The following is a 17,848-nucleotide window of genomic DNA, read 5'->3' on the forward strand; positions in this document are numbered from 1 at the left end:
CTGGCCGAGAGAGAGTCCGGTTTCTTCGGCGGCCTCGCGGTGTGCGGTCGCCAGGGGGTCTTCGCTGGTGTCGGTGTTGCCGCCGGGAAACTGCCACAGCCGGTTGCCGTACACCGAGCGCAGCTGTTCGGGCCGATCGTGTTCGTCGCGGATGTACAGGCAGCCGTGCACCGTGTGGTGGGGCACGGTCTTCACGTACTCGGTCGGGGTCATGGGTAAAGGGTGGCCTGCACGTTCGGGCTGGTGATCGAACTCGTATGCCAGGGCGCCCAGTTGTTCTTTGGCTGGCGGATAGATTCTGTGGAGTGCGTCGAGCAGTTTCGCACGGTCTCCGCCTCGAGGCTCTCCTCGCGCGAGGACGGCCGTCCGGCCCGCCCGGAGCCAGACCGGCCTTCCCGCTCTCCAGGAACTGGGCCTTCCACTTGACCACCGAGGTCTCAGAGGTCTTGTTCTTCCGGGCCGCCTTGGCGACCGTCATCTCGCCTGCCAGGACGGACAGCACGATCCGTATCTTCACTTCCACCGGGAACTGCGGTGGACGGCTCATCAGACTCTCCGTCGGGTCAGGGACTCAGCTAACCCCTGAGCCACAAAGTCTGACGCGCGACACCAACGTCACCCCCGACAACCCTCCGGAAAGGTCAGTAACGCTCGTAAATGCCGTTCGGTGGCGAGAAGTTCAGCGGCTACGGCCGTACCGGCGGCAAGCATGCCCTGGAGGCGTTCACCGTCCCCGTGGGCATCACCGTGACCGCCTGACCCGCGGCAGACCGTAAGACCGGGCAAGGCAAAGCCATCCGCGAAAGGGTGGCCTTGCCCGTGTCCTTTGTGGGCTCCGGGGTCTTGACGGTTCGACCGACCCACGGAGAGTATCGCAGAAGTTCGTGAGTTTTCCATGTGAACGGCGGTGCCCCGAGGGGACCGATAGCGAGGAGGAGCCCGATGACGTCGCGGACGGAGAGCGCCACCCGCCCGGCCTGGATGCCGGAGTGCTGGGACATGGAGGCCGATGTCGTGATCGCCGGGTACGGGGGTGCCGGGGCGACCTGCGCCGCGATCGCCACCGACGCGGGGCAGGAGGTGCTTCTCCTGGAGAAGGGGGCGGTGGGAGGCGGCAACTCGGCGTGTATCGCGGGTTCCCTGCTTGTCGCGTCGGTCGACGACGACAAGTCGCTCGAGTATCTGGACTGGATGTGCGGCGGGCAGACCGAGAAGGACGTGCTGCTCGCCTACCTCGACGGGCTCGGCCGTCTTGCCGAGTTCGAGTCCCGCCTGGGCTTCCCCCTGAAGCCGGACGCGCGGCCCTTCAGGGCGGACGGCTTCTTCCCCGAGTTCCCCGAGGCGCCCGGTGCCGAGGGATTCCTGGGCGTCAGTTTCATCAAGGCCCCCGGCGGCGCGGCGTTGTTCGAGTCGATTGCCCGCCTGGCTGAGAGTCAGGGTGCCCGGGTGGAGTATTCGACGCCCGTCACCGCGCTTATCCAGGATCCGGCGTCGGGAGAGATTCTTGGTGTGACCGCGTCAGCGCCCGACGGCACACGGATTTCGGTCAAGGCCAGGAAGGCGGTGGTGCTCGCGACGGGCGGCTTCGAGTTCAACGAACGGATGCGGCAGCAGTACATCAGCCACTGTCCGACCCTGTTCTCCGGCAGTTCGAATCTGACCGGAGAGGGCATAGAGATGGCTCAGGCCGCGGGCGCTCAACTCTGGCACATGAACTCGGTGACGGGTCCGCTCAACTGGGGTGTTCAAGTCGATCCGGACACGGTGTATGTCACGCATGAGTTCATGCGAATGACCGGATACGGCTACAACGCGGGACTCTTCAAGGACGCCGGTAGCGTCATCTGGGCGAACAAGCACGGCCGCCGCTTCTACGACGAGACGACCGAAATGGCCGGACTCCATCACGGCTACGGAAACAGGGAACCCTGGTTCGCTATGGAGGTGGAAACGGCCGAGTTCGCGAATGTGCCCGCGTTCCAGATATTCGATCAGAAGGCGTTCGACGCCGGCGCCGCCATGACGACGAAGAACTCGCGTCTGCCTGCATGGAGTGAGGACAATCGCGCCGAACTCGAACGAGGCTGGATCATCAAGGCGGACACCGTCGAGGAACTGGCGAGGCGTTGCGTCTTCCCCACGTTTCCCGGTGCGTCCCGGGGCGGGCACATCGATCCGGGGCAGCTCGTCGACACGGTCGAGGAGTGGAACCGGATGTGCGCCGCGGGGGAGGACCGGCACCACGGGCGTGCCGAGTTCCTGACCCCTCTCGACACCGGCCCCTTCTACGCGGTCGGCCCGATGCTGCCGACCTTCATCAACACACACGGCGGTCCGAAGCACGACGCGGATCAGCGGGTACTGGACGCTCGTGACCAGCCGATCCCCAGGCTTTACGCGATCGGCGAATGCGGATCGATGTGGGGCCCGTACTACAACTCGATGGGCGACATCGCCGAGTTCATGATCTCCGGCCGGCTCGCCGCTCGTCACGCCGCAGCGCTGACGCCCTGGGACGAGACGGCTTGACCCGGCTCAGGTTCGCCGGTGACCCATCATCGTGGGTTGGTGGGTCACGCGCTTTCCGATGAGGCCTCCGCCAGGCGCCGCCGGCGCCGGAGGACCCTCAGCGCGCGCCGTGTCCATTCCAGTCTGGCCTCGGTCGTGAGGATCATCATTTCGATCGCCAGCTGGCGGCCGAAGACGGTGTCGTCCGAGGTCTCGGGGCCGCCGCCGTACTGCTCGGTCAGCACCTGCAGCGATATGCGTTGATGCTGCAGGGACTTCTCCCACTGATCCGCGACGGAATGGACGAACTCCTCGAAGGATTCCCCTGGAAACAGGTCCGCGGTGCAGGTCCGGAGCCCGACCTCGTCCTTGATGCGGTCCAGATCCATCGAGGAAGTCAGCCACTCGGTGACCGACGACAACCCCTTCTCCGAAATCGAGTACAAGCGCCGCTGAGGCCCGGACACACCTGGAGCGACCCGCCCGGTGATGAAACCGTGAGTCTCGAGCTGCTTCAGCTCACGGTAGATCTGCGTGTCGTACGCGTGCCACCCGTTACCAATCGATGAGTGGAAACGCTTCTTGAGGTCGTAGCCACTCATGGTGTTACGGGTGAGAAGTTGAAGGATGGCGTTTCCCAGCACGCTGGGCGTCCAGTCGGACTTCGAGTTCGGCATTGTCACCTCGACATTCGATCGAAGGGCTAACAGTATCGCATATGTTGTATGCCGGAGAGGCGAAACGGGCGCATGTGTGAACATCCAGATTCCGGATTCCTGTGTGACACGCGAGGCTCTTGTGGCGCGCTGTCGGAGCGGGCCGGAATCCCGGAAAAACCTTGACGGATCGTTCCAACAGGCGCACTTGTGCGATAGTGTCCCATGCTGAGAGCTGTGTTACAGGCAGGTGACTCGCTGTTGCCGGAGGTCGTCAGGCTTTCCGGGTCCGGACAGGAAGATGGGATGAGTCCATGCGTAAGTTCCTGGCACCGCTCGGCGCGTCCGCACTGATGCTGGTGGCCGTTGCGTGCGGCAAGCCACCCACAGCCAGTGCGAGCGACGCCGATGTCGTTTTCGGTTCAGTGGAGGAGATGGCGGCGGCGGCGGAGAAGGAAGGTACCGTCCTCGTCTACACCGACTTCCTCCCGACCGACGCCGAGGCGCTCAAGAAGGCCTTCAAGCGTGCGTACCCCAAGATCAATCTGCAGGTCCAGCGGATCGGCGGCACGGACCTCATAGCCCGCTACGAGGGCGAAATGGAGGCTGGCGCCCCTTCCGCGGACGTGGTCATCTCGGGGCAGCCCGACTACTACGCCGGCGCCGTCGACCGCGGCATGATCGTGCCGCTCCGGGACACCGGAGTGCTCGGGTTCGTGCCCAACTTCCCGAAGAAGTACATCTACGACGAGCTCGACACCGCCCTGATCCAGGCGATCCAGCCCGGCCTGGTCTACAACACCGAGCACGTTCCGGGCGGCAAGGTGCCCAAGACCTGGGAGGATCTGCTCGACCCCTTCTGGAAGGGCAAGGTCGTCACCTATTCGAGCTCCGGTACCGACAACACCAACCAGTTGATGGCGCTGAACCTCCTTGTCAAGAAGTACGGCAGCGGCTTCCTGGACAAGCTGGCCGGCCAGCTCGGCCCCGATCAGGGCGGAATCCAGCCCATGCACAGCGCCGTGGGCGCGGGTGAGGCATGGGTCGCGATGCGGAGCCTCCCGTTCATGGTGGAGGCGATGAAGGCCGAGGGCGCCCCGGTCGAGTTCGTCCCCATGGCGGACGCCTACTGGCCGACCCACGGTTTCGGCATGTCGGCGAAGGCCGCTCATCCGGCCGGCGCCCGCCTGCTCTCCTACTTCCTGCTGACCCCGGAGGGCTCCGAGTCGGTGAACACGCCCGTCGGGTCCTACGGCCCGTACGACGATATCCCGGACACGTACGTCCCGCCCACGCCGAAGGACATGCGGGATGTCAAGGAACGAAGCGACGAGCTCCTCAAGCCCTTCAAGAACTGACCGCGGGTGAAAGGAAGAGGACCGGTGCGGGCAGCGACTGCCCGCACCGGTCCTCTTCTTTCGCGTCAGGAGGTCGTCACGGCCTCACCGGAGCGCCACTTCGCCTCCTTCTCTCCGAGCGCCGAGTCCCAGAACCCGCCGGTGACGGCACCCTCGTAGGGCGGACGGGCGCTCGCGCGCAGGGCCCCGACCGTCGACGCCTCACGGCCACGGGTCGCGAAGGGGTCGAAGCGGAGGTGTCGCATGGCGTTCAGATGCGTGATCTTGTTCACCTCGTCGTCCGGCATACCGGAGAGGTAGCTGTTCCACGCGAACTCGAGTCCGTCCGGCCAGACGCAGTCGCCGTGCGGGTAGTCGAACTCCCAGCAGATGTTGTCGATACCGATCTCGTGCCGGAGGGCGACACCCGACTTGTCCTCGATGAAGCAGGTGATCGCGTGCTCCCGGAAGACCTCGGTCGGTGACTTCGGGCCGTACGCCTCCCGCACCCACGGGCGGGCCCGGTAGGCGATCTCGCATCGCTCGAGGAAGAACGGCACCCACCCGGTGCCGCCCTCAGCCAGGAGCAGCTTGAGCGGCTGATAGGTGCGGAAGACGTTCGACCAGACGTAGTCGGCGGCGGTTCCGTAGAGGTTCAGCGGAATCATCACGCCCGTCGCTTCCATCGAGCAGTCGTCCGATGTCTTGGGGAGTGACGACGAGGAGCCTATATGAGTGGCGACCACCGTTCCCTCGTCGCAGCACGCGGTCCAGAACGGCTTCCAGAACTCGTCGTCGTAGATGCTCGGAAGGCCGAGCTTGGACGGGTTCTCGGAGAATCCGACGACATGGACACCCAGCTTGGAGATGCGGCGGACCTCTTCGGCCATGGCCACCGGGTCCCACAGCGGCATCAGACCGAGCGGGATCAGACGGTCGGGGTGCGGGCCCGCCCACTCCTCGACCATCCAGTTGTTGTACGCCTGAACCGAGGCCAGGCCCAGTGCGCGGTCCTTGACCTGCATGAAGAGCTGGCCGGCGAACCGCGGGAACGACGGGAAGCACAGCGACCCGAGGATGCCGATGCTGCTCAGCTCGGCGACGCGCTCGTCGGCGTTCCACGCGCCAGGGCGCATGGCGCCGTAGTTCATCGTCCAGGGGCTGTGGACGCCGTCGACCACCCAGCCGCCCTGGCCGTTCTCCCCCGCGACGAACTTGGGACCTCGTTCGGCGAGGCCGCTGGGCAGGCGGCCCTCGAACATGTTCGGTGGCTCCAGTACGTGATCGTCGACACTGACAAAGACCAGATCCTCGAACTTCACAGCAATGTCCTTCCTGCTTCGCCGGGAGTTGCTTCTTGTCCGAAGTTCACTGACGCCGTACGCGGGCGTGCCGTGTCCCGATCAGTCGGTCACGGGGGGAAAGGCATGGATCCACTTGGCAGTCGGCCTGCCCTCTTCGTCGACCGACCCTTCGGCGGCGTAGAACTCGAGTTGGAGGTTGTCCGGGTCGCGGAAGATCAGTACCGCGCCGGTCCTGGTCGGCAGAATCTCGGTCCGGGGAACTCCGAACTTGTCGAGCCGCTCCCGCCAGCGCTCCAACTCGGCAACTGACGGCACGGCGAAGGAAACGTGGTCAAGACCGGTCCGGAACTCGCTGAAGGAATCGCCCGAGTTCTTGTCCCCGTGGTGGGTCAGGGACACAGCGATGCCGCTCCCCGGATCCTCGAGGATCACCTTCGTATAGCCGTCCCGGCGCATCTCCCGGACGTTGACCAGGCCCAGTACCTCCGTGTACCAGGCCTCACTGCGCTCGAGGTCGCTCACGGTGAAACTCACATGCGCAAAGCCGGATATCCCGAGCATGCCGTCCTACCCTTCCGGTGTGGTCCTCGGCTACCGGCCAACTCGGGGCCTTGAGCACCGCCACATGCGGTCCGGCCGCTGGGCGAACGCGTCATGCGCGGCCAGAGCCTGATCGACCGGTTCATGGTTCACGACAACCGTGCACTACCCCCTTCACGAGGGGCACCTAGCGCATTATTTTGCTAGTGCTCCGGGAAGTCAACAGGTCGCATATGGGCGGCGATCGGGCGTAGCGCCGCCTCCGGCGGAGTCGGACCTCGTTCGTGCGGGCGCGGCGCGAGGTTCGGCCGGAATCTCAGAAAACCCTTGACGGACCGTTCCGACAGGCGCACTTGTGCGATAGCGTCCGGCGCTGTGAGCTGTGTTGCAGCGCAGGTGACTCGCTGTTGCCCGAGGCCGTCAGGCCTTCCGGGTCCGCACACGAAGATGGGATGAGTCCATGCGTAAGTTCCTGGCACTGCTTGGCGCGAGCGTACTGATGCTGGCGGCTGCCGCGTGCGGCAAGCCGCCCACCGCGAGTGCGAGCAGCGCCGATCTTGTTTTCGGTTCTGTCGAGGAGATGGTGGCGGCGGCGGAGAAGGAAGGAACGGTCCTTGTCTACACGGACTTCCTCCCGACCGACACCGAGGCGCTCAAGAAGGCCTTCAAGAATCGATATCCCAAGGTCGACCTGCAGATCCAGCGGATAGGTGGCACGGACCTGATAGCGCGCTACGAGGGTGAGCTGGAAGCCGGAGCGCCCTCGGCGGACGTGGTCATCTCGGGGCAGCCCGACTACTATCCCGGCGCCGTCGACCGCGGCATGATCGTGCCGCTCCGGGACACCGGAGTGCTCGGTCTCGTGCCGGACTTCCCGAAGAAGTACATCTACGACGAGCTTGACACCGCGCTGATCCAGGCGATCCAGTCCGGCCTGGTCTACAACACCGAGCACGTACCGGCCAGCAAGGTGCCCAGCACCTGGGAGGATCTGCTCGACCCCTTCTGGAAGGGCAAGGTCCTTTCCTACTCGAGTTCTGGTCTCGACAACATCAACCAACTGCTGACGCTGGACTCCCTCGCCGAGAAGTACGGCACCGGCTTCCTCGACAAGCTCGCCGGCCAGCTCGGCCCGGCGCAGGGCGGACTCCAGCCCATCCACAGCGCCGTGGGCGCGGGCGAGGCATGGCTCGCCATGCAGAGCCTGCCGTTCGTGGTGAACGCGATGAAGGCCGAGGGTGCCCCGGTCGAGTTCGTCCCGATGGCGCACGCCTACTGGCCGACTCACGGTTTCGGGGTGTCGGCGAACGCGCCCCACCCGGCGGGCGCCCGCCTGCTCTCCTACTTCCTGCTGACTCCGGAGGGCTCCGAGTCGGTCAACACGGGCGAAGGCTCCTACGGGCCCTACGACGACATCCCGGACACGTTCGCCGAGCCCACGCTGAAGCGGATGCGACAGGTCAAGGAACGTCGCGACCAGCTTCTCGGCCCGTTCAAGAACTGACCGTGCCGTGTGACCGCAGCTCTTCCACCGACGGACAAATGCGACACGTTCCGCTGAGCAGAGACTTCGGCTCAGATCATTTCGAGAGGAGCACCATGTCGGACCAGGCTGATGTTGCCGGAACCGAACGGGCGTCGGACTTCGACCCGATGGACCCCGCATTCACCGATGACCCGCACCGTCTTCTCCACGAGATGCGATCCAAGTGCCCCGTCGCCCACTCCGATCAGTGGGGCGGATTCTGGGCACTCACCCGTCGCCGTGACGTCGTGGAGGCGGCCAAACAGAACGACCTCTTCGTCAACTCGGTGCTCCACATCATGACCAAGCCGCGGGCCGGCGCCCCGGTGCACAATCGACCGTTGATGCACGTCGACCAGCCGGAGCACACCTGGTTCCGCGACGTGATGGTCCCGGTGTTCGGCGGCCCTGTCGGCCCGGAGATCATGCCCGCCATCCGCGCCGAGGCCGAGCGTCTGGTCGCGGCGATGGCGGCGAGCGACGACGTCGACCTGGTCCGCGACTATTGCGGCCCGCTCATGGCGTTCACGATCACCAAGGTCTTCGCCATGGACGACGTCGATCCGGCAGACCTCAACCGCTGGTGCGGGATGTATGTCCGCGGCGGCCAGCCGGGTCACCAGAATCCGGCCGAGGTGGCGGAGGCGCACGAGAACATGCAGCGCGTCGCGCAGGAGTTGGTCGAGGACCGGCGCCGCACCCCGCGCGACCCGTCGCGCGACCTCGCGACAGCCCTCGTACAGGCCCGCAGGCCGGACGGGCAGCCGCTGGACCCCGAGAAGGTCGTCGGCGCGGTACGGCAGCCCATGCTGATCGTGTGGCTGGCGACGTCGCACAGTCTCGGCAATATGCTGCAGCGACTGCTGCTGGACCAGGACCTCCAGAGCACTCTCCGTGAGAACCCCGCGCTGATCGCAGAGTCGGTGGAGGAGTTCCTGCGGCTCGACATGCCTCAGCTCGGCTTCGCCCGTACCGCGGCCGAAGACGTGGAGTTCGCCGGCGTGCGGATGAAGGAAAGCGACCCGGTGGCGCTGGTCTTCCCGGCCGCCAACCGCGATCCCGAGGTCTTCGAGAACCCCGACGAGTTCCGAATCGGCCGCTCGCCCAACCCGCACCTCACCTTCGGCGCGGGAATCCACTCGTGCCCGGGCAAGAACATCGCGCGCAGCCTGATCTTGGCGGCGCTCGAGTCGGTGATCAACGACACCGGCTCGCTGGAGCTCGCAGGCGCGATAGGGAAGGAACACTGGCCCTTCCGCGCCCCCCTGAACCTGCCCGCTCGCGTCACGCCCGCAGCGGCGTCGTAGCCCGCGGCCAGGGATCCGAATTCCGACACCTTGCAAGGAGGCATGGTGACGAGCATTCCCGTTCCGCGGGGAGGGCGGCTGCGGGCGGCGCGCCGGCATCGGCGGATGTCGCCGTTCGCGGCGTTCAGCCTGCTGCTGGCACTCGCGGCAATCGTCCTAACCGTGATCTCGCTGGGCTCCGTCGTGCTCAAGCTGTTCTTCACCGACGGCTCGTTCACCCTGGACCCGATCCAGCGCACGCTGAACCACCCCGACCTGGGCAGGACCGTCCTCCAGACCCTGACGATCGTGCTGGCGAGCACGGTGGTCGCGGTGATCGTCGGCGGAGGACTGGCCTGGCTCAACGAACGTACCGACGCCCGGATGGGCCTGCTGTCGGATCTGCTGCCCATGGTGCCGTTCCTGGTACCGCCGATCGCCGGCTCCATGGGCTGGATCATGCTCTTCGCGCCCGAGGCCGGTTACCTCAACAACGCCTGGCGGTGGTTGCTGGGCCTGTTCGGGATCGACACCGACGGTGCTCTGATGAACATCTACTCCTGGCACGGCATGGTGTTCGTGTTCTCCGTCTACGGAGTGGCGTTCACCTATATGATGATCGCCCCCGCCCTGCGCACGCTCGACTCCAACCTGGAGGAGCAGAGCCGGATCAGCGGTGCCGGGGCGCTCGAGACCCTGCGCAAGGTGACGCTCCCGTCGATCATGCCGGCCGTCCTTGCGGGTGCCCTGCTGTGGATCTGGGTCGCCATGGTGACCGTCGACATCCCGGTCGTCATCGGAACCCCCGCAGAGATCAGCATGCTGTCCAACGAGATCGTGACGGCGCTGCGCAACACCTATCCCGCGGACCGCGGTCTGGCCGTCGGGCTGTCATCGATCATCTCGATCGTCGTGATGTTCGTGTGGTTCCTGCAGACGCGGGTGCTGCGCGGAAGCCGACACGCGACCATGGGCTCCAAGGGAACCCGCACCATCCCGCTCCGGCTCGGCCGCTGGCGGACCCCGGCCCGCCTGGTGATGGTGCTCTACATGCTGCTGACCACCGTTCTGCCGTTCGGCGGTCTCCTCGTCGTGGCCTTCACCGGCACATGGCAGCCGTCCATCCAGTGGAGCCGGATCAGCTTCGACGGATACGCGACACTCCTGTCGAACCCGCAGATGCAGGCAGGCCTGCGCAACAGTCTGCTGCTCGCCCTGGCGGCCGCGACGGTCGTCGCGCTGGTGACAGCGGTCGTCTCGCTCTACATCAAGCGCGCCGGGCCGGTCCTCGGGCGGCTCGTCGACGCCGGGATCAAGCTGCCCGCGACGCTGGGCACCCTGCTCCTCGTGGTGGGCATCGTGCTCACCTTCACGGGCTCGCCGTTCTGGATGGCGGGCACGGTCACGATCCTCTTCCTCGGCTACCTGCTGCTGAACATCCCGAACGCCTCCATCACCTCCGACGCCGCCGTCGCCGGTGTCAGCGAGGAACTCACCGAGGCGTCCGCCATATCCGGGGCGGGCGACCGGCGCACCTTCTGGCGAGTGGTGCTGCCGCTGCTGATCCCCGCTCTGGTCGGCTCATGGGCGATCGTCTTCGTCCGCGTGATGGGCGATGTCACCGTGTCGTCGCTGCTCGCGGGCGTGACCAACCCCGTGATCGGCTACCAGATCCTCGAGACCCAGCAGAACGGCTCCACCTCCCAGGTGGCTGTTCTGGCATCCGTGCTGACGGTCGTCTCCGCCGTGGTCGTGTTCCTCGCCGTCTGGTACGGCCGGAGGGCCTCGCGGTGGGCGTCCTCGGAGCGACGCAGGCGGACCACGTAATCCTCCACAACGCCTGACAAAGGAGTCTGCGATGTCGTTGATGAAGTCCGCCACCCGCACGGCGGAGAAGGTCTCAGGAAACGCCGAGCCCGGCCGGCCGGTGCTCTCGGTGCGGAACCTGCGCAAGCACTTCGTCCGCTCCAACGGCGCCAAGGTCCCCGCCGTCGACGGGGTCTCCCTCGACGTCGCGGCCGGCGAGTGCCTGGTGCTGCTCGGCCCGAGCGGTTGCGGCAAGACCACGCTGCTCCGTTCCATCGCCGGACTTGAGCACCCGGACTCGGGCGAGATCCTCATCGAGGGCCGCCGGGTCTACTCCTCCGAGGCAAGGGTGGATCGTCCGCCCCAGCAGCGGTCACTGAGCATGGTCTTCCAGTCCTACGCGCTGTGGCCCAACATGTCGATCTTCGACAACATCGCCTACCCGCTTCGTCAGCGCGGTGTCGCGCGCGGCGAGGTGAGGAGCGAAGTCGAGCGGATCTGCTCCCTGGTGGGAATCGGCGAGGTCGTCTCGGCGTACCCGAATCACATCAGTGGTGGCCAGCAGCAGCGCGTGGCTCTCGCCCGCGCACTCGTCTCGGGGGACTCCCTCGTTCTTTTCGACGAGCCCCTCTCCAACGTCGACGCCAAGGTACGCAAGGACCTCCGCGTCGAACTCACCGCCCTGCAGAGCAAGTTCGGCTTCGCCGCCGTCTACGTCACGCACGACCAGGAGGAGGCGATGGAGCTCGGGCACCGGATAGCCGTGCTGGAGAGGGGCACTGTCGCCCAGCTCGCCGACCCACGCACCCTCTACTCCCTGCCGGTGTCCCACTACGTGGCGACGTTCGTGGGCTCGGCCAACGAACTCGAAGGCCAGGTCGAGTCCGTCACTCCCGACGGCGCGGTGATCAGCACACCGCTCGGCAAGGTGGTGGCTGGGAGGGCCGGACTCGACGTGGAGGCCGGCTCGACAGCAGTCGCCGTCTTCCGCCCCGAGCGCGCCCGGGTGGTGGCCGAGCAGCCCACCGGGCCGAACGCCTGGCCGGTGACCTACCGGTCCGAGATGTTCTCCGGCAATCACGCCGAGCACGTCGTCACGCGCGACCACGTCATCTACCGCGTCTGGTCCGACGGAGTCTCGGCGCCGCCGGCGCCGGCCAGTGAGGCGTGGATGTGCGTCGACCCGGCAGACGTGCACGCATTCCGCCCCCGGAGTGACGCGAACGGCTGACGGCCGGCGTGCAGGTACGCGAACGCGCCCGCGGCGTCGCCCCGGGCGCCGGCGTCGCCACGACCCGGGGAGGACGCGCCACTTGATCGGCTCCGGCCCGGCTCCCGCCCCGGCAAAGGGACCGTTCCGCCCGGGAAACGACCTCCTGGGACGACCGTGATCCGTCCGCGGCCGGGCGCGACCACATGCGAGTGGCACAGGCGCCCTGGACCTCGCTAGGTGGGACAGGCCACCACGCACGCTCCCACCGGCGGCGCGGACACCTCCCAGCCGCATCTGTGAGAGCCCCGGACAAGGGATGGCAGCGTCAACTGCCCCTGAGATCAAGAGGGTTGCGGACTAACAAATAAATGCGCTACCTTCGACGAAGCGTACTCGAGGAGTTGATCGACCATGTTGGTGTGTCTCTCGCCCAACGGGCAGAACCGCACAAGGACAGTCGACCCGGCCACCGAACTGCTCGTAGGTACCATCCGCGGCGTTGTCCACTTCACCCGCGCGAGCGCCGGCGACCCCTGGCGGGAGTCGCGTCGCTCGATCGAGCAAGTTCACGTCAGTTCGATTGCCTACGACGCCGAGTCGGGAGCCGTTCTCGTCGGCGGTCACGGGCAGGGTGGGCTGTGGATCAGCCGGGACGGCGGCCTCACCTGGGCCGAGTCGATGGACGGCATCACCGAGAGGCATGTCTTCCATGTCGCCGTCCAGAGGCGGAGCGAGGGCGTCGTCTGCTACGCCGGGGTGGAGCCGCCCGGCCTCTACCGCAGCCACGACCTCGGCAGGAGGTGGGAGCTGCTTCCGGCGCTGACCGAGGTGCCGGGGACGGACAAGTGGACCTTTCCGCCGCCCCCGCACCTGGCCCATGTCAAGAATGTCACCTGGCACGACAGCGACCCCGACACCTTCTACGTGTGTGTCGAGCAGGGCGCGTTGCTGCGCACCCGGGACGCGGGGGAGTCGTTCTCCGAGATCGACTCCTACGAGAAGAAGACCGATCTCTGGTATCGCGACGTGCACCGGACCGTGATCCGTGAGGACGACCCTGCCAAGATCATCCTCGTCGGCGGTGAGGGCATCTACCGGTCGCTCGACGCTGGCGTGACCTGGCAGCACGTCCAGACCCGCTTCGACCGCCTCGGTTACCCCGACGCGCTGGTCCTCGACCCCGACGACGAGGCGACCGTGTATGCCGCCGGTGCCGGGGACCCGCCGCGCACCTGGGCGGAGCAGCAGCTCGGCACCGCTCACGCGGGTGTGATCCGGAGCTTCGACTTCGGCGAGACCTGGCACGAAGCCGTCCAGGGCCTTCCCGCCGACGTCAAAGGCAACTTCGAGGCCATGTCGCTGCACGGTCACAACGGCGAAGCCGAACTCTTCCTCGGCACCGCGACCGGTGAGGTCTACCACAGCACCGACCGTGCCGAGACCTGGCACGAGATCGCGTCCGGTCTGCCGCCGGTGTCGAAGGTCCATCACTACCGCTGGTTCCTGAGCCCGGACGAGCGCAGCCGGATCGAGAAACTGGCCGCCGCCGGCCACTGACCAGCGCCTCAACCATGCCGTGGCCCCTGACTAGGAGCACCATGACCACCAACGCAGTCAACGCCGCCGGACCGACCGACGACCGGCCGCCGCCGGCGGTGCTCGTCTCACGAGAGGAAGCGCTCGCCGCGACCTGCAAGCTCAAGGAGGGCATCGCGGGGCGGGCCGAGGAGACCGAGTCGGCGCGCTCCGTCAGTCCCGACTCGATCGCCGAGATGGTCGACGCGGGCCTGTTCGGGATTGTCACGCCCAAGCGGTACGGTGGCTCCGAACTGGGGTTCGCGACCCTCCTCGAGGTCCAGGCGGAGATCGGGTCGGCCTGCGCGTCCACCGGCTGGGTCTACGGCGTTCTGGCAGGACACACATGGCTCGCCGCCCTGTTCCCGGAGCAGGCCCAGGACGAGGTGTTCGCTGACCCGCGCAGCCTCATCGCCTCGCTCATCCGGCTCGGAGGCAGGCCTCCCGAGCGGGTCCCCGGAGGATTCAGTTGGCGGGGCGGGACAGGACGGTTCTGCAGCGGCATCGACCACTCCGACTGGGTGCTCGTCGGCGGGCTGGTGTCCGACGGCGACGGCGCGCCCGAGCCGTGGTACTTCCTCATCCCGCGCGGCGACGTCGAGATCGTCGACGACTGGTACACGGTGGGTCTGCGCGGCACCGGCAGCAAGTCCCTCGTGGTCACCGACGCCTTCATCCCCGAGCACCGGGCGGTCCGGTTCGCCGATCTCAGCGCGGGAAACGCTCCTGGCGCCGCGATCCATGAGGGCGGCCTGTACCGCCAGGCGTACGACACCGTCTGGCCGTTCTCCCTGCCGGGAGCGGCGGTCGGAGCGGGGCGGGCCGCGCTCGAGGTCTTCACCATCAGCACCCGCCGGCGCCTCGAGGGCCTGCCGCCGATCGCGCAGGCCTCCAACGGCACCGCGCTCGCCCGTATCGCGAAGGCGGCGTCCCAGATCGACGCCGCGACCTACCTTCTGCTCCACCACGCGGAGGAGGCCGACAAGGCGCCCGCCCGGCCGGTCTTCGACACCGTTGCCAAGGCGCGCCGGCAACGTGACCTGGCCTTCGCCGTGCAGCAGGTACGCGAGGCCGTCAACACGCTCTACGAGGCCAGCGGCGGAAGCGGCGTCTACGAGTCGGGTGCCATCCAGCGCTGGTGGCGCGACGTGAACACCGCCGCCGAACACGTCGCATTCACCTGGGACCTGGCGTCCGTCGCCTTCGGCCGCGCAGCGGTGGGCCTGGGGCCGGGCGAGGGGCCGAAGCCGGGGCCCGGCGTCAGGGCGCGCTGAACGGGCAGCGGGGTCGTCGGCCGCTCAAGGGCGATCGGTCATGGGGCCGACGACCCCCCTGCCAGTAGTGCACTAATTGGTTACTGAGAGCAGGAGATGTTATGGGATCGCTCGAAAGTGCCAAACGACTGCCGCGCCCGCCCACCGACGGCGAAGACAGCCTGGGCTCCGACCAGTTCCGGAACATCATGGGCAGCTTCCCCTCGGGGATCACGGTCGTCACCACCCTCGGCCCCGGTGCGGTGCCGTGCGGTGCGACAGTCACGGCCTTCGCATCGATCTCGCTCCAGCCGCCCGTGCTCATGGTGAGCCTGGCAGCGGGATCGAGGACGCTGGGGGCGATCCGCCGGCACGGTGCCTTCGCTGTCCATGTACTGGACTCGTCCGGGGCCGCTGTCTCCCAGCACTTCGCGGCGCCGGCCAGCGGCTTCGACGGCATCGCGTGGGAGCCCTCCGGCCTGGCGCGCGGCGTGCCACTGCTGTCGCGGCACACGGTCGCGCACGCGGAGTGCCTGCTCCATGACATCCACACGGTCGGCGACCACCAGTTGGTGCTCGGTCTCGCCGTCGGCGGGCGTGCGTCGCAGGACATGCCGCTCGTCTACCACCGTCGCACCTACACGTCGATCACGGAGGAACTCGTATGACGTCCACGACGCCCACCCCGCGGCCGCTGACCGCGATGCTGCGTCCCGCCAACATCGTGATCGTGGGCGCCTCGGACAAGGGGCCGACGGCACGGCAACGTGCCGACCTGACGCGGACGGGGTACGCCGGCGCCGTGTACCCGGTCAACCCCCGGCGCCGGGAACTGTGGGACGGACCCTGCTACGCCGACCTGGCCTCGCTCCCTCAGACGCCCGACCACGTCATTCTCAGCATCCCCGCCACCGCGGTGCCCGCGGCGCTGGAGCAGGCCCTGGCCGCCGGGGCACGGAGCGTCGCGATCCACGCGGCCGGGTTCGGCGAGGGCGGTGACGACGACGGTCGCGCGCTCGCGGACAAGGTCCGGGCGATCGCGGCCGGCAGCGACGTCCCCGTCACCGGCGGCAGCTTCGGCGGCTTCTACCGCCAGGAGTCGGGCGTGATGACCCTCAGCCTGTCACGGGTTGCCGAGCGCGAGGGCAGTCCCGTCGCGCTCGTCGGCCAGAGCGGCGGAGTCCTCATGTTCACCTACGAGGCGCTCATGGACCGCGCGATCCGGCCCACCACCGTCGTGGCCTCGGGCAGTGAACTTCTGGTCGGCTGCGCCGACTTCGTCGCCGAACTCGTCGAGGACGACGCGACAAGGGTCGTCGCCTGCTTCGTGGAGTCCATCAAGGATCTCGACGCGTTCGGCAAGGCATGCCTGCGCGCCCGGGAACTCGGCAAGCACATCGTCGTCCTCAAGGTCGGCGCGTCGCCGGAGGGGCGTGCCGCCGCGCTCGCCCACACCGGATCGGTCGTCGGTTCGCTCGAGGCGTTCGAGGCGCTCGCCGCCGAACTCGGTGTGGTCACCGTGAGCACCCAGGACGAACTGGTCGACGCCGTCGAACTGCTGCTGCACTCCGGCGGCCTGCCCGGCCCCCGGATCGGTGTCATCAGTCACTCGGGAGGCCTCAAGGACCTCGTCATGGACTACGCCTCCCGCCTGGGCATCACCTTCCCGAAGTTCGACGACGCCACGATCGAGAAGGTCGCGGGACTCCTCGGCACCGGCTCCTCACTGGGCAACCCGCTCGACACCGGATTCCCCGGACTCTCCAACCCGGACATCTACCGCCGGTGCGTCGAGGCCGTCGCCGCCGACCCCAACGTCGACGTCGTCCTGGTCCAGGAGGAACTGCCGCGCAGCCCCCTCAAGCCGCGCGAGGAGAAGTACCTCCGCCAGCTCGCCGAACAGATCAGTTGCGGTGCCGTGCGCAAGCCGGTGGGCGCGATGTCCCTGTCGTCGTACAGTCTCACCGACCACGCCCGGTCCATCCGCGACGACCTCGACGGCGTCTTCGTGCTGCAGGAGGCGAGCCGCGCGCTCGCGGTCGTCACCAAGGCCGGCCGGGCCGCCACACCCGCCAGGCGGGCGGAACGGCAGCCGCAGCACCCCGACCTGGACGCCATTCGCGCGCGGCTCACCGAGCTCCAGCGCCCGGGTGTCCCGACGACCCTGTCCGAGCACGACTCCAAGCAACTGCTCGCCTCCTACGGCATACCCGTCACCTCCGACCGGCTGGCGCAGTCCGCGGAAGAGGCGGTCAAGGCCGCCGAGGAGATCGGCTTCCCCGTCGTACTCAAGGTCACCGGGGCCGCGATCAGCCACAAGTCCGAAATCGGAGGAGTACTCCTCGACCTTCGCGACGGCCCCGCCGTGCGCGAGGCCTTCGACAAGCTCGCCCAGGCGGCGGCCCGCGTCGCCCCCGGTGATCAGGCCGAGGTGCTGGTCAGCGAGTTCGTCAGCGGCGGCGTCGAGCTGGTGCTCGGCCTCAGCCGTGACCTCGAGGTCGGCCCGGTGGTCGCCGTCGGCTCCGGCGGTGTCGCGGTCGAGATCCTCGACGACGTCGCCGTCGGCCTGCCCCCGTTCGACCAGGAGACGGCGGCCGCCCTCCTGGCGCGGACCAAAGCAGGCCGACTGGTGGGCGGTTACCGCAACGCCGTCCACGACATCGAGTCCGTGCACCGCGCGACGATCGCGCTCGGCGCCCTCGCAGCCGACCTCGGCGACCTGGTCGAAGCCGTCGACATCAACCCGCTCACGGTGACCGCCGACCGCGCCTGCGCCCTTGACGCCCTGGTGGTGCTGAGCCCGGCGGCCGAGGCCTGACACCGCGATGCCCGTACCTGGAACGAC

14 protein-coding genes and 1 pseudogene are annotated in these 17,848 nt (G+C 67.6%); 10 read left to right on the forward strand and 5 right to left on the reverse strand.

Features of this window, described 5'->3' with window-relative positions:
• On the reverse strand, positions 1-213 hold a 213-nt coding region (locus ABT009_RS29955; protein WP_351301712.1), incomplete at its 3' end, for an NUDIX hydrolase.
• 190 nt (positions 214-403) lie between these two features.
• Positions 404-547 (reverse strand): annotated as a pseudogene (locus ABT009_RS29960) (transposase); the annotation flags it as partial.
• Between the two features lie 395 nt (positions 548-942).
• On the opposite strand from ABT009_RS29960, the gene ABT009_RS29965 reads away from it, so the two are divergent.
• Positions 943-2,529: an FAD-dependent oxidoreductase gene (locus ABT009_RS29965; RefSeq protein WP_351301715.1), complete on the forward strand. Its 1,587-nt coding sequence runs from the start codon at positions 943-945 to the stop codon at positions 2,527-2,529.
• A gap of 44 nt (positions 2,530-2,573) precedes the next feature.
• On the opposite strand, the gene ABT009_RS29970 is transcribed toward ABT009_RS29965, so the two are convergent.
• Positions 2,574-3,185, reverse strand: a complete 612-nt coding sequence (locus ABT009_RS29970) for a PadR family transcriptional regulator (protein WP_351301717.1) — start codon at positions 3,183-3,185, stop codon at positions 2,574-2,576.
• Between the two features lie 293 nt (positions 3,186-3,478).
• On the opposite strand from ABT009_RS29970, the gene ABT009_RS29975 reads away from it, so the two are divergent.
• The gene (locus tag ABT009_RS29975; protein WP_351301720.1) at positions 3,479-4,522 is read left to right on the forward strand and encodes an ABC transporter substrate-binding protein; all 1,044 of its coding nucleotides are present in this window, start codon (positions 3,479-3,481) and stop codon (positions 4,520-4,522) included.
• Between the two features lie 65 nt (positions 4,523-4,587).
• Here ABT009_RS29975 and ABT009_RS29980 read toward each other — a convergent pair whose 3' ends face one another.
• Complete coding sequence (locus ABT009_RS29980) at positions 4,588-5,823, reverse strand: amidohydrolase family protein (protein WP_351301723.1); 1,236 nt, start codon at positions 5,821-5,823, stop codon at positions 4,588-4,590.
• A gap of 81 nt (positions 5,824-5,904) precedes the next feature.
• Entirely contained in the window at positions 5,905-6,366 is a 462-nt protein-coding gene (locus ABT009_RS29985) for a VOC family protein (protein WP_351301726.1), read from the reverse strand.
• A 439-nt stretch (positions 6,367-6,805) separates the two neighbouring features.
• On the opposite strand from ABT009_RS29985, the gene ABT009_RS29990 reads away from it, so the two are divergent.
• From ABT009_RS29990 to ABT009_RS30025, 8 genes are all read left to right on the forward strand, one after another.
• Positions 6,806-7,849 carry an extracellular solute-binding protein gene (locus tag ABT009_RS29990; RefSeq protein ID WP_351301729.1) on the forward strand — a complete coding sequence of 348 codons (1,044 nt, stop codon included), beginning with the start codon at positions 6,806-6,808 and terminating at the stop codon, positions 7,847-7,849.
• Between the two features lie 95 nt (positions 7,850-7,944).
• The gene (locus ABT009_RS29995; protein ID WP_351301732.1) at positions 7,945-9,177 is read left to right on the forward strand and encodes a cytochrome P450; all 1,233 of its coding nucleotides are present in this window, start codon (positions 7,945-7,947) and stop codon (positions 9,175-9,177) included.
• A 42-nt stretch (positions 9,178-9,219) separates the two neighbouring features.
• Complete coding sequence (locus ABT009_RS30000) at positions 9,220-10,983, forward strand: ABC transporter permease (protein WP_351301734.1); 1,764 nt, start codon at positions 9,220-9,222, stop codon at positions 10,981-10,983.
• 31 nt (positions 10,984-11,014) lie between these two features.
• On the forward strand, positions 11,015-12,193 hold the full coding sequence (locus ABT009_RS30005; protein WP_351301737.1) for an ABC transporter ATP-binding protein: 1,179 nt from the start codon (positions 11,015-11,017) through the stop codon (positions 12,191-12,193).
• 393 nt (positions 12,194-12,586) lie between these two features.
• On the forward strand, positions 12,587-13,732 hold the full coding sequence (locus ABT009_RS30010; RefSeq protein ID WP_351301740.1) for a WD40/YVTN/BNR-like repeat-containing protein: 1,146 nt from the start codon (positions 12,587-12,589) through the stop codon (positions 13,730-13,732).
• Positions 13,733-13,773: 41 nt separating this feature from the next.
• Positions 13,774-15,024 carry an acyl-CoA dehydrogenase family protein gene (locus ABT009_RS30015; RefSeq protein ID WP_351301743.1) on the forward strand — a complete coding sequence of 417 codons (1,251 nt, stop codon included), beginning with the start codon at positions 13,774-13,776 and terminating at the stop codon, positions 15,022-15,024.
• Between the two features lie 101 nt (positions 15,025-15,125).
• Positions 15,126-15,671 carry a flavin reductase family protein gene (locus tag ABT009_RS30020; protein ID WP_351301746.1) on the forward strand — a complete coding sequence of 182 codons (546 nt, stop codon included), beginning with the start codon at positions 15,126-15,128 and terminating at the stop codon, positions 15,669-15,671.
• A complete protein-coding gene (locus tag ABT009_RS30025; protein WP_351301748.1) occupies positions 15,668-17,821 on the forward strand; it encodes an acetate--CoA ligase family protein in 2,154 nt (717 codons plus the stop codon). The genes ABT009_RS30020 and ABT009_RS30025 overlap by 4 nt, the downstream gene beginning before the upstream one ends.
• Positions 17,822-17,848: the final 27 nt, after the last annotated feature.

This window comes from Streptomyces sp. NPDC002896, assembly GCF_040295225.1.
Lineage (GTDB): Bacteria > Actinomycetota > Actinomycetes > Streptomycetales > Streptomycetaceae > Streptomyces.

What these genes read in the sequence shown, in the direction of transcription:
- ABT009_RS29965 (WP_351301715.1), top strand. Translation starts at nt 943, where the DNA reads ATGACGTCGCGGACGGAGAGCGCCACCCGCCCGGCCTGGATGCCGGAG.
- ABT009_RS29970 (WP_351301717.1), bottom strand. Translation starts at nt 3,185, where the DNA reads ATGCCGAACTCGAAGTCCGACTGGACGCCCAGCGTGCTGGGAAACGCC.
- ABT009_RS29975 (WP_351301720.1), top strand. Translation starts at nt 3,479, where the DNA reads ATGCGTAAGTTCCTGGCACCGCTCGGCGCGTCCGCACTGATGCTGGTG.
- ABT009_RS29985 (WP_351301726.1), bottom strand. Translation starts at nt 6,366, where the DNA reads ATGCTCGGGATATCCGGCTTTGCGCATGTGAGTTTCACCGTGAGCGAC.
- ABT009_RS29990 (WP_351301729.1), top strand. Translation starts at nt 6,806, where the DNA reads ATGCGTAAGTTCCTGGCACTGCTTGGCGCGAGCGTACTGATGCTGGCG.
- ABT009_RS29995 (WP_351301732.1), top strand. Translation starts at nt 7,945, where the DNA reads ATGTCGGACCAGGCTGATGTTGCCGGAACCGAACGGGCGTCGGACTTC.
- ABT009_RS30000 (WP_351301734.1), top strand. Translation starts at nt 9,220, where the DNA reads ATGGTGACGAGCATTCCCGTTCCGCGGGGAGGGCGGCTGCGGGCGGCG.
- ABT009_RS30005 (WP_351301737.1), top strand. Translation starts at nt 11,015, where the DNA reads ATGTCGTTGATGAAGTCCGCCACCCGCACGGCGGAGAAGGTCTCAGGA.
- ABT009_RS30010 (WP_351301740.1), top strand. Translation starts at nt 12,587, where the DNA reads ATGTTGGTGTGTCTCTCGCCCAACGGGCAGAACCGCACAAGGACAGTC.
- ABT009_RS30015 (WP_351301743.1), top strand. Translation starts at nt 13,774, where the DNA reads ATGACCACCAACGCAGTCAACGCCGCCGGACCGACCGACGACCGGCCG.
- ABT009_RS30020 (WP_351301746.1), top strand. Translation starts at nt 15,126, where the DNA reads ATGGGATCGCTCGAAAGTGCCAAACGACTGCCGCGCCCGCCCACCGAC.
- ABT009_RS30025 (WP_351301748.1), top strand. Translation starts at nt 15,668, where the DNA reads ATGACGTCCACGACGCCCACCCCGCGGCCGCTGACCGCGATGCTGCGT.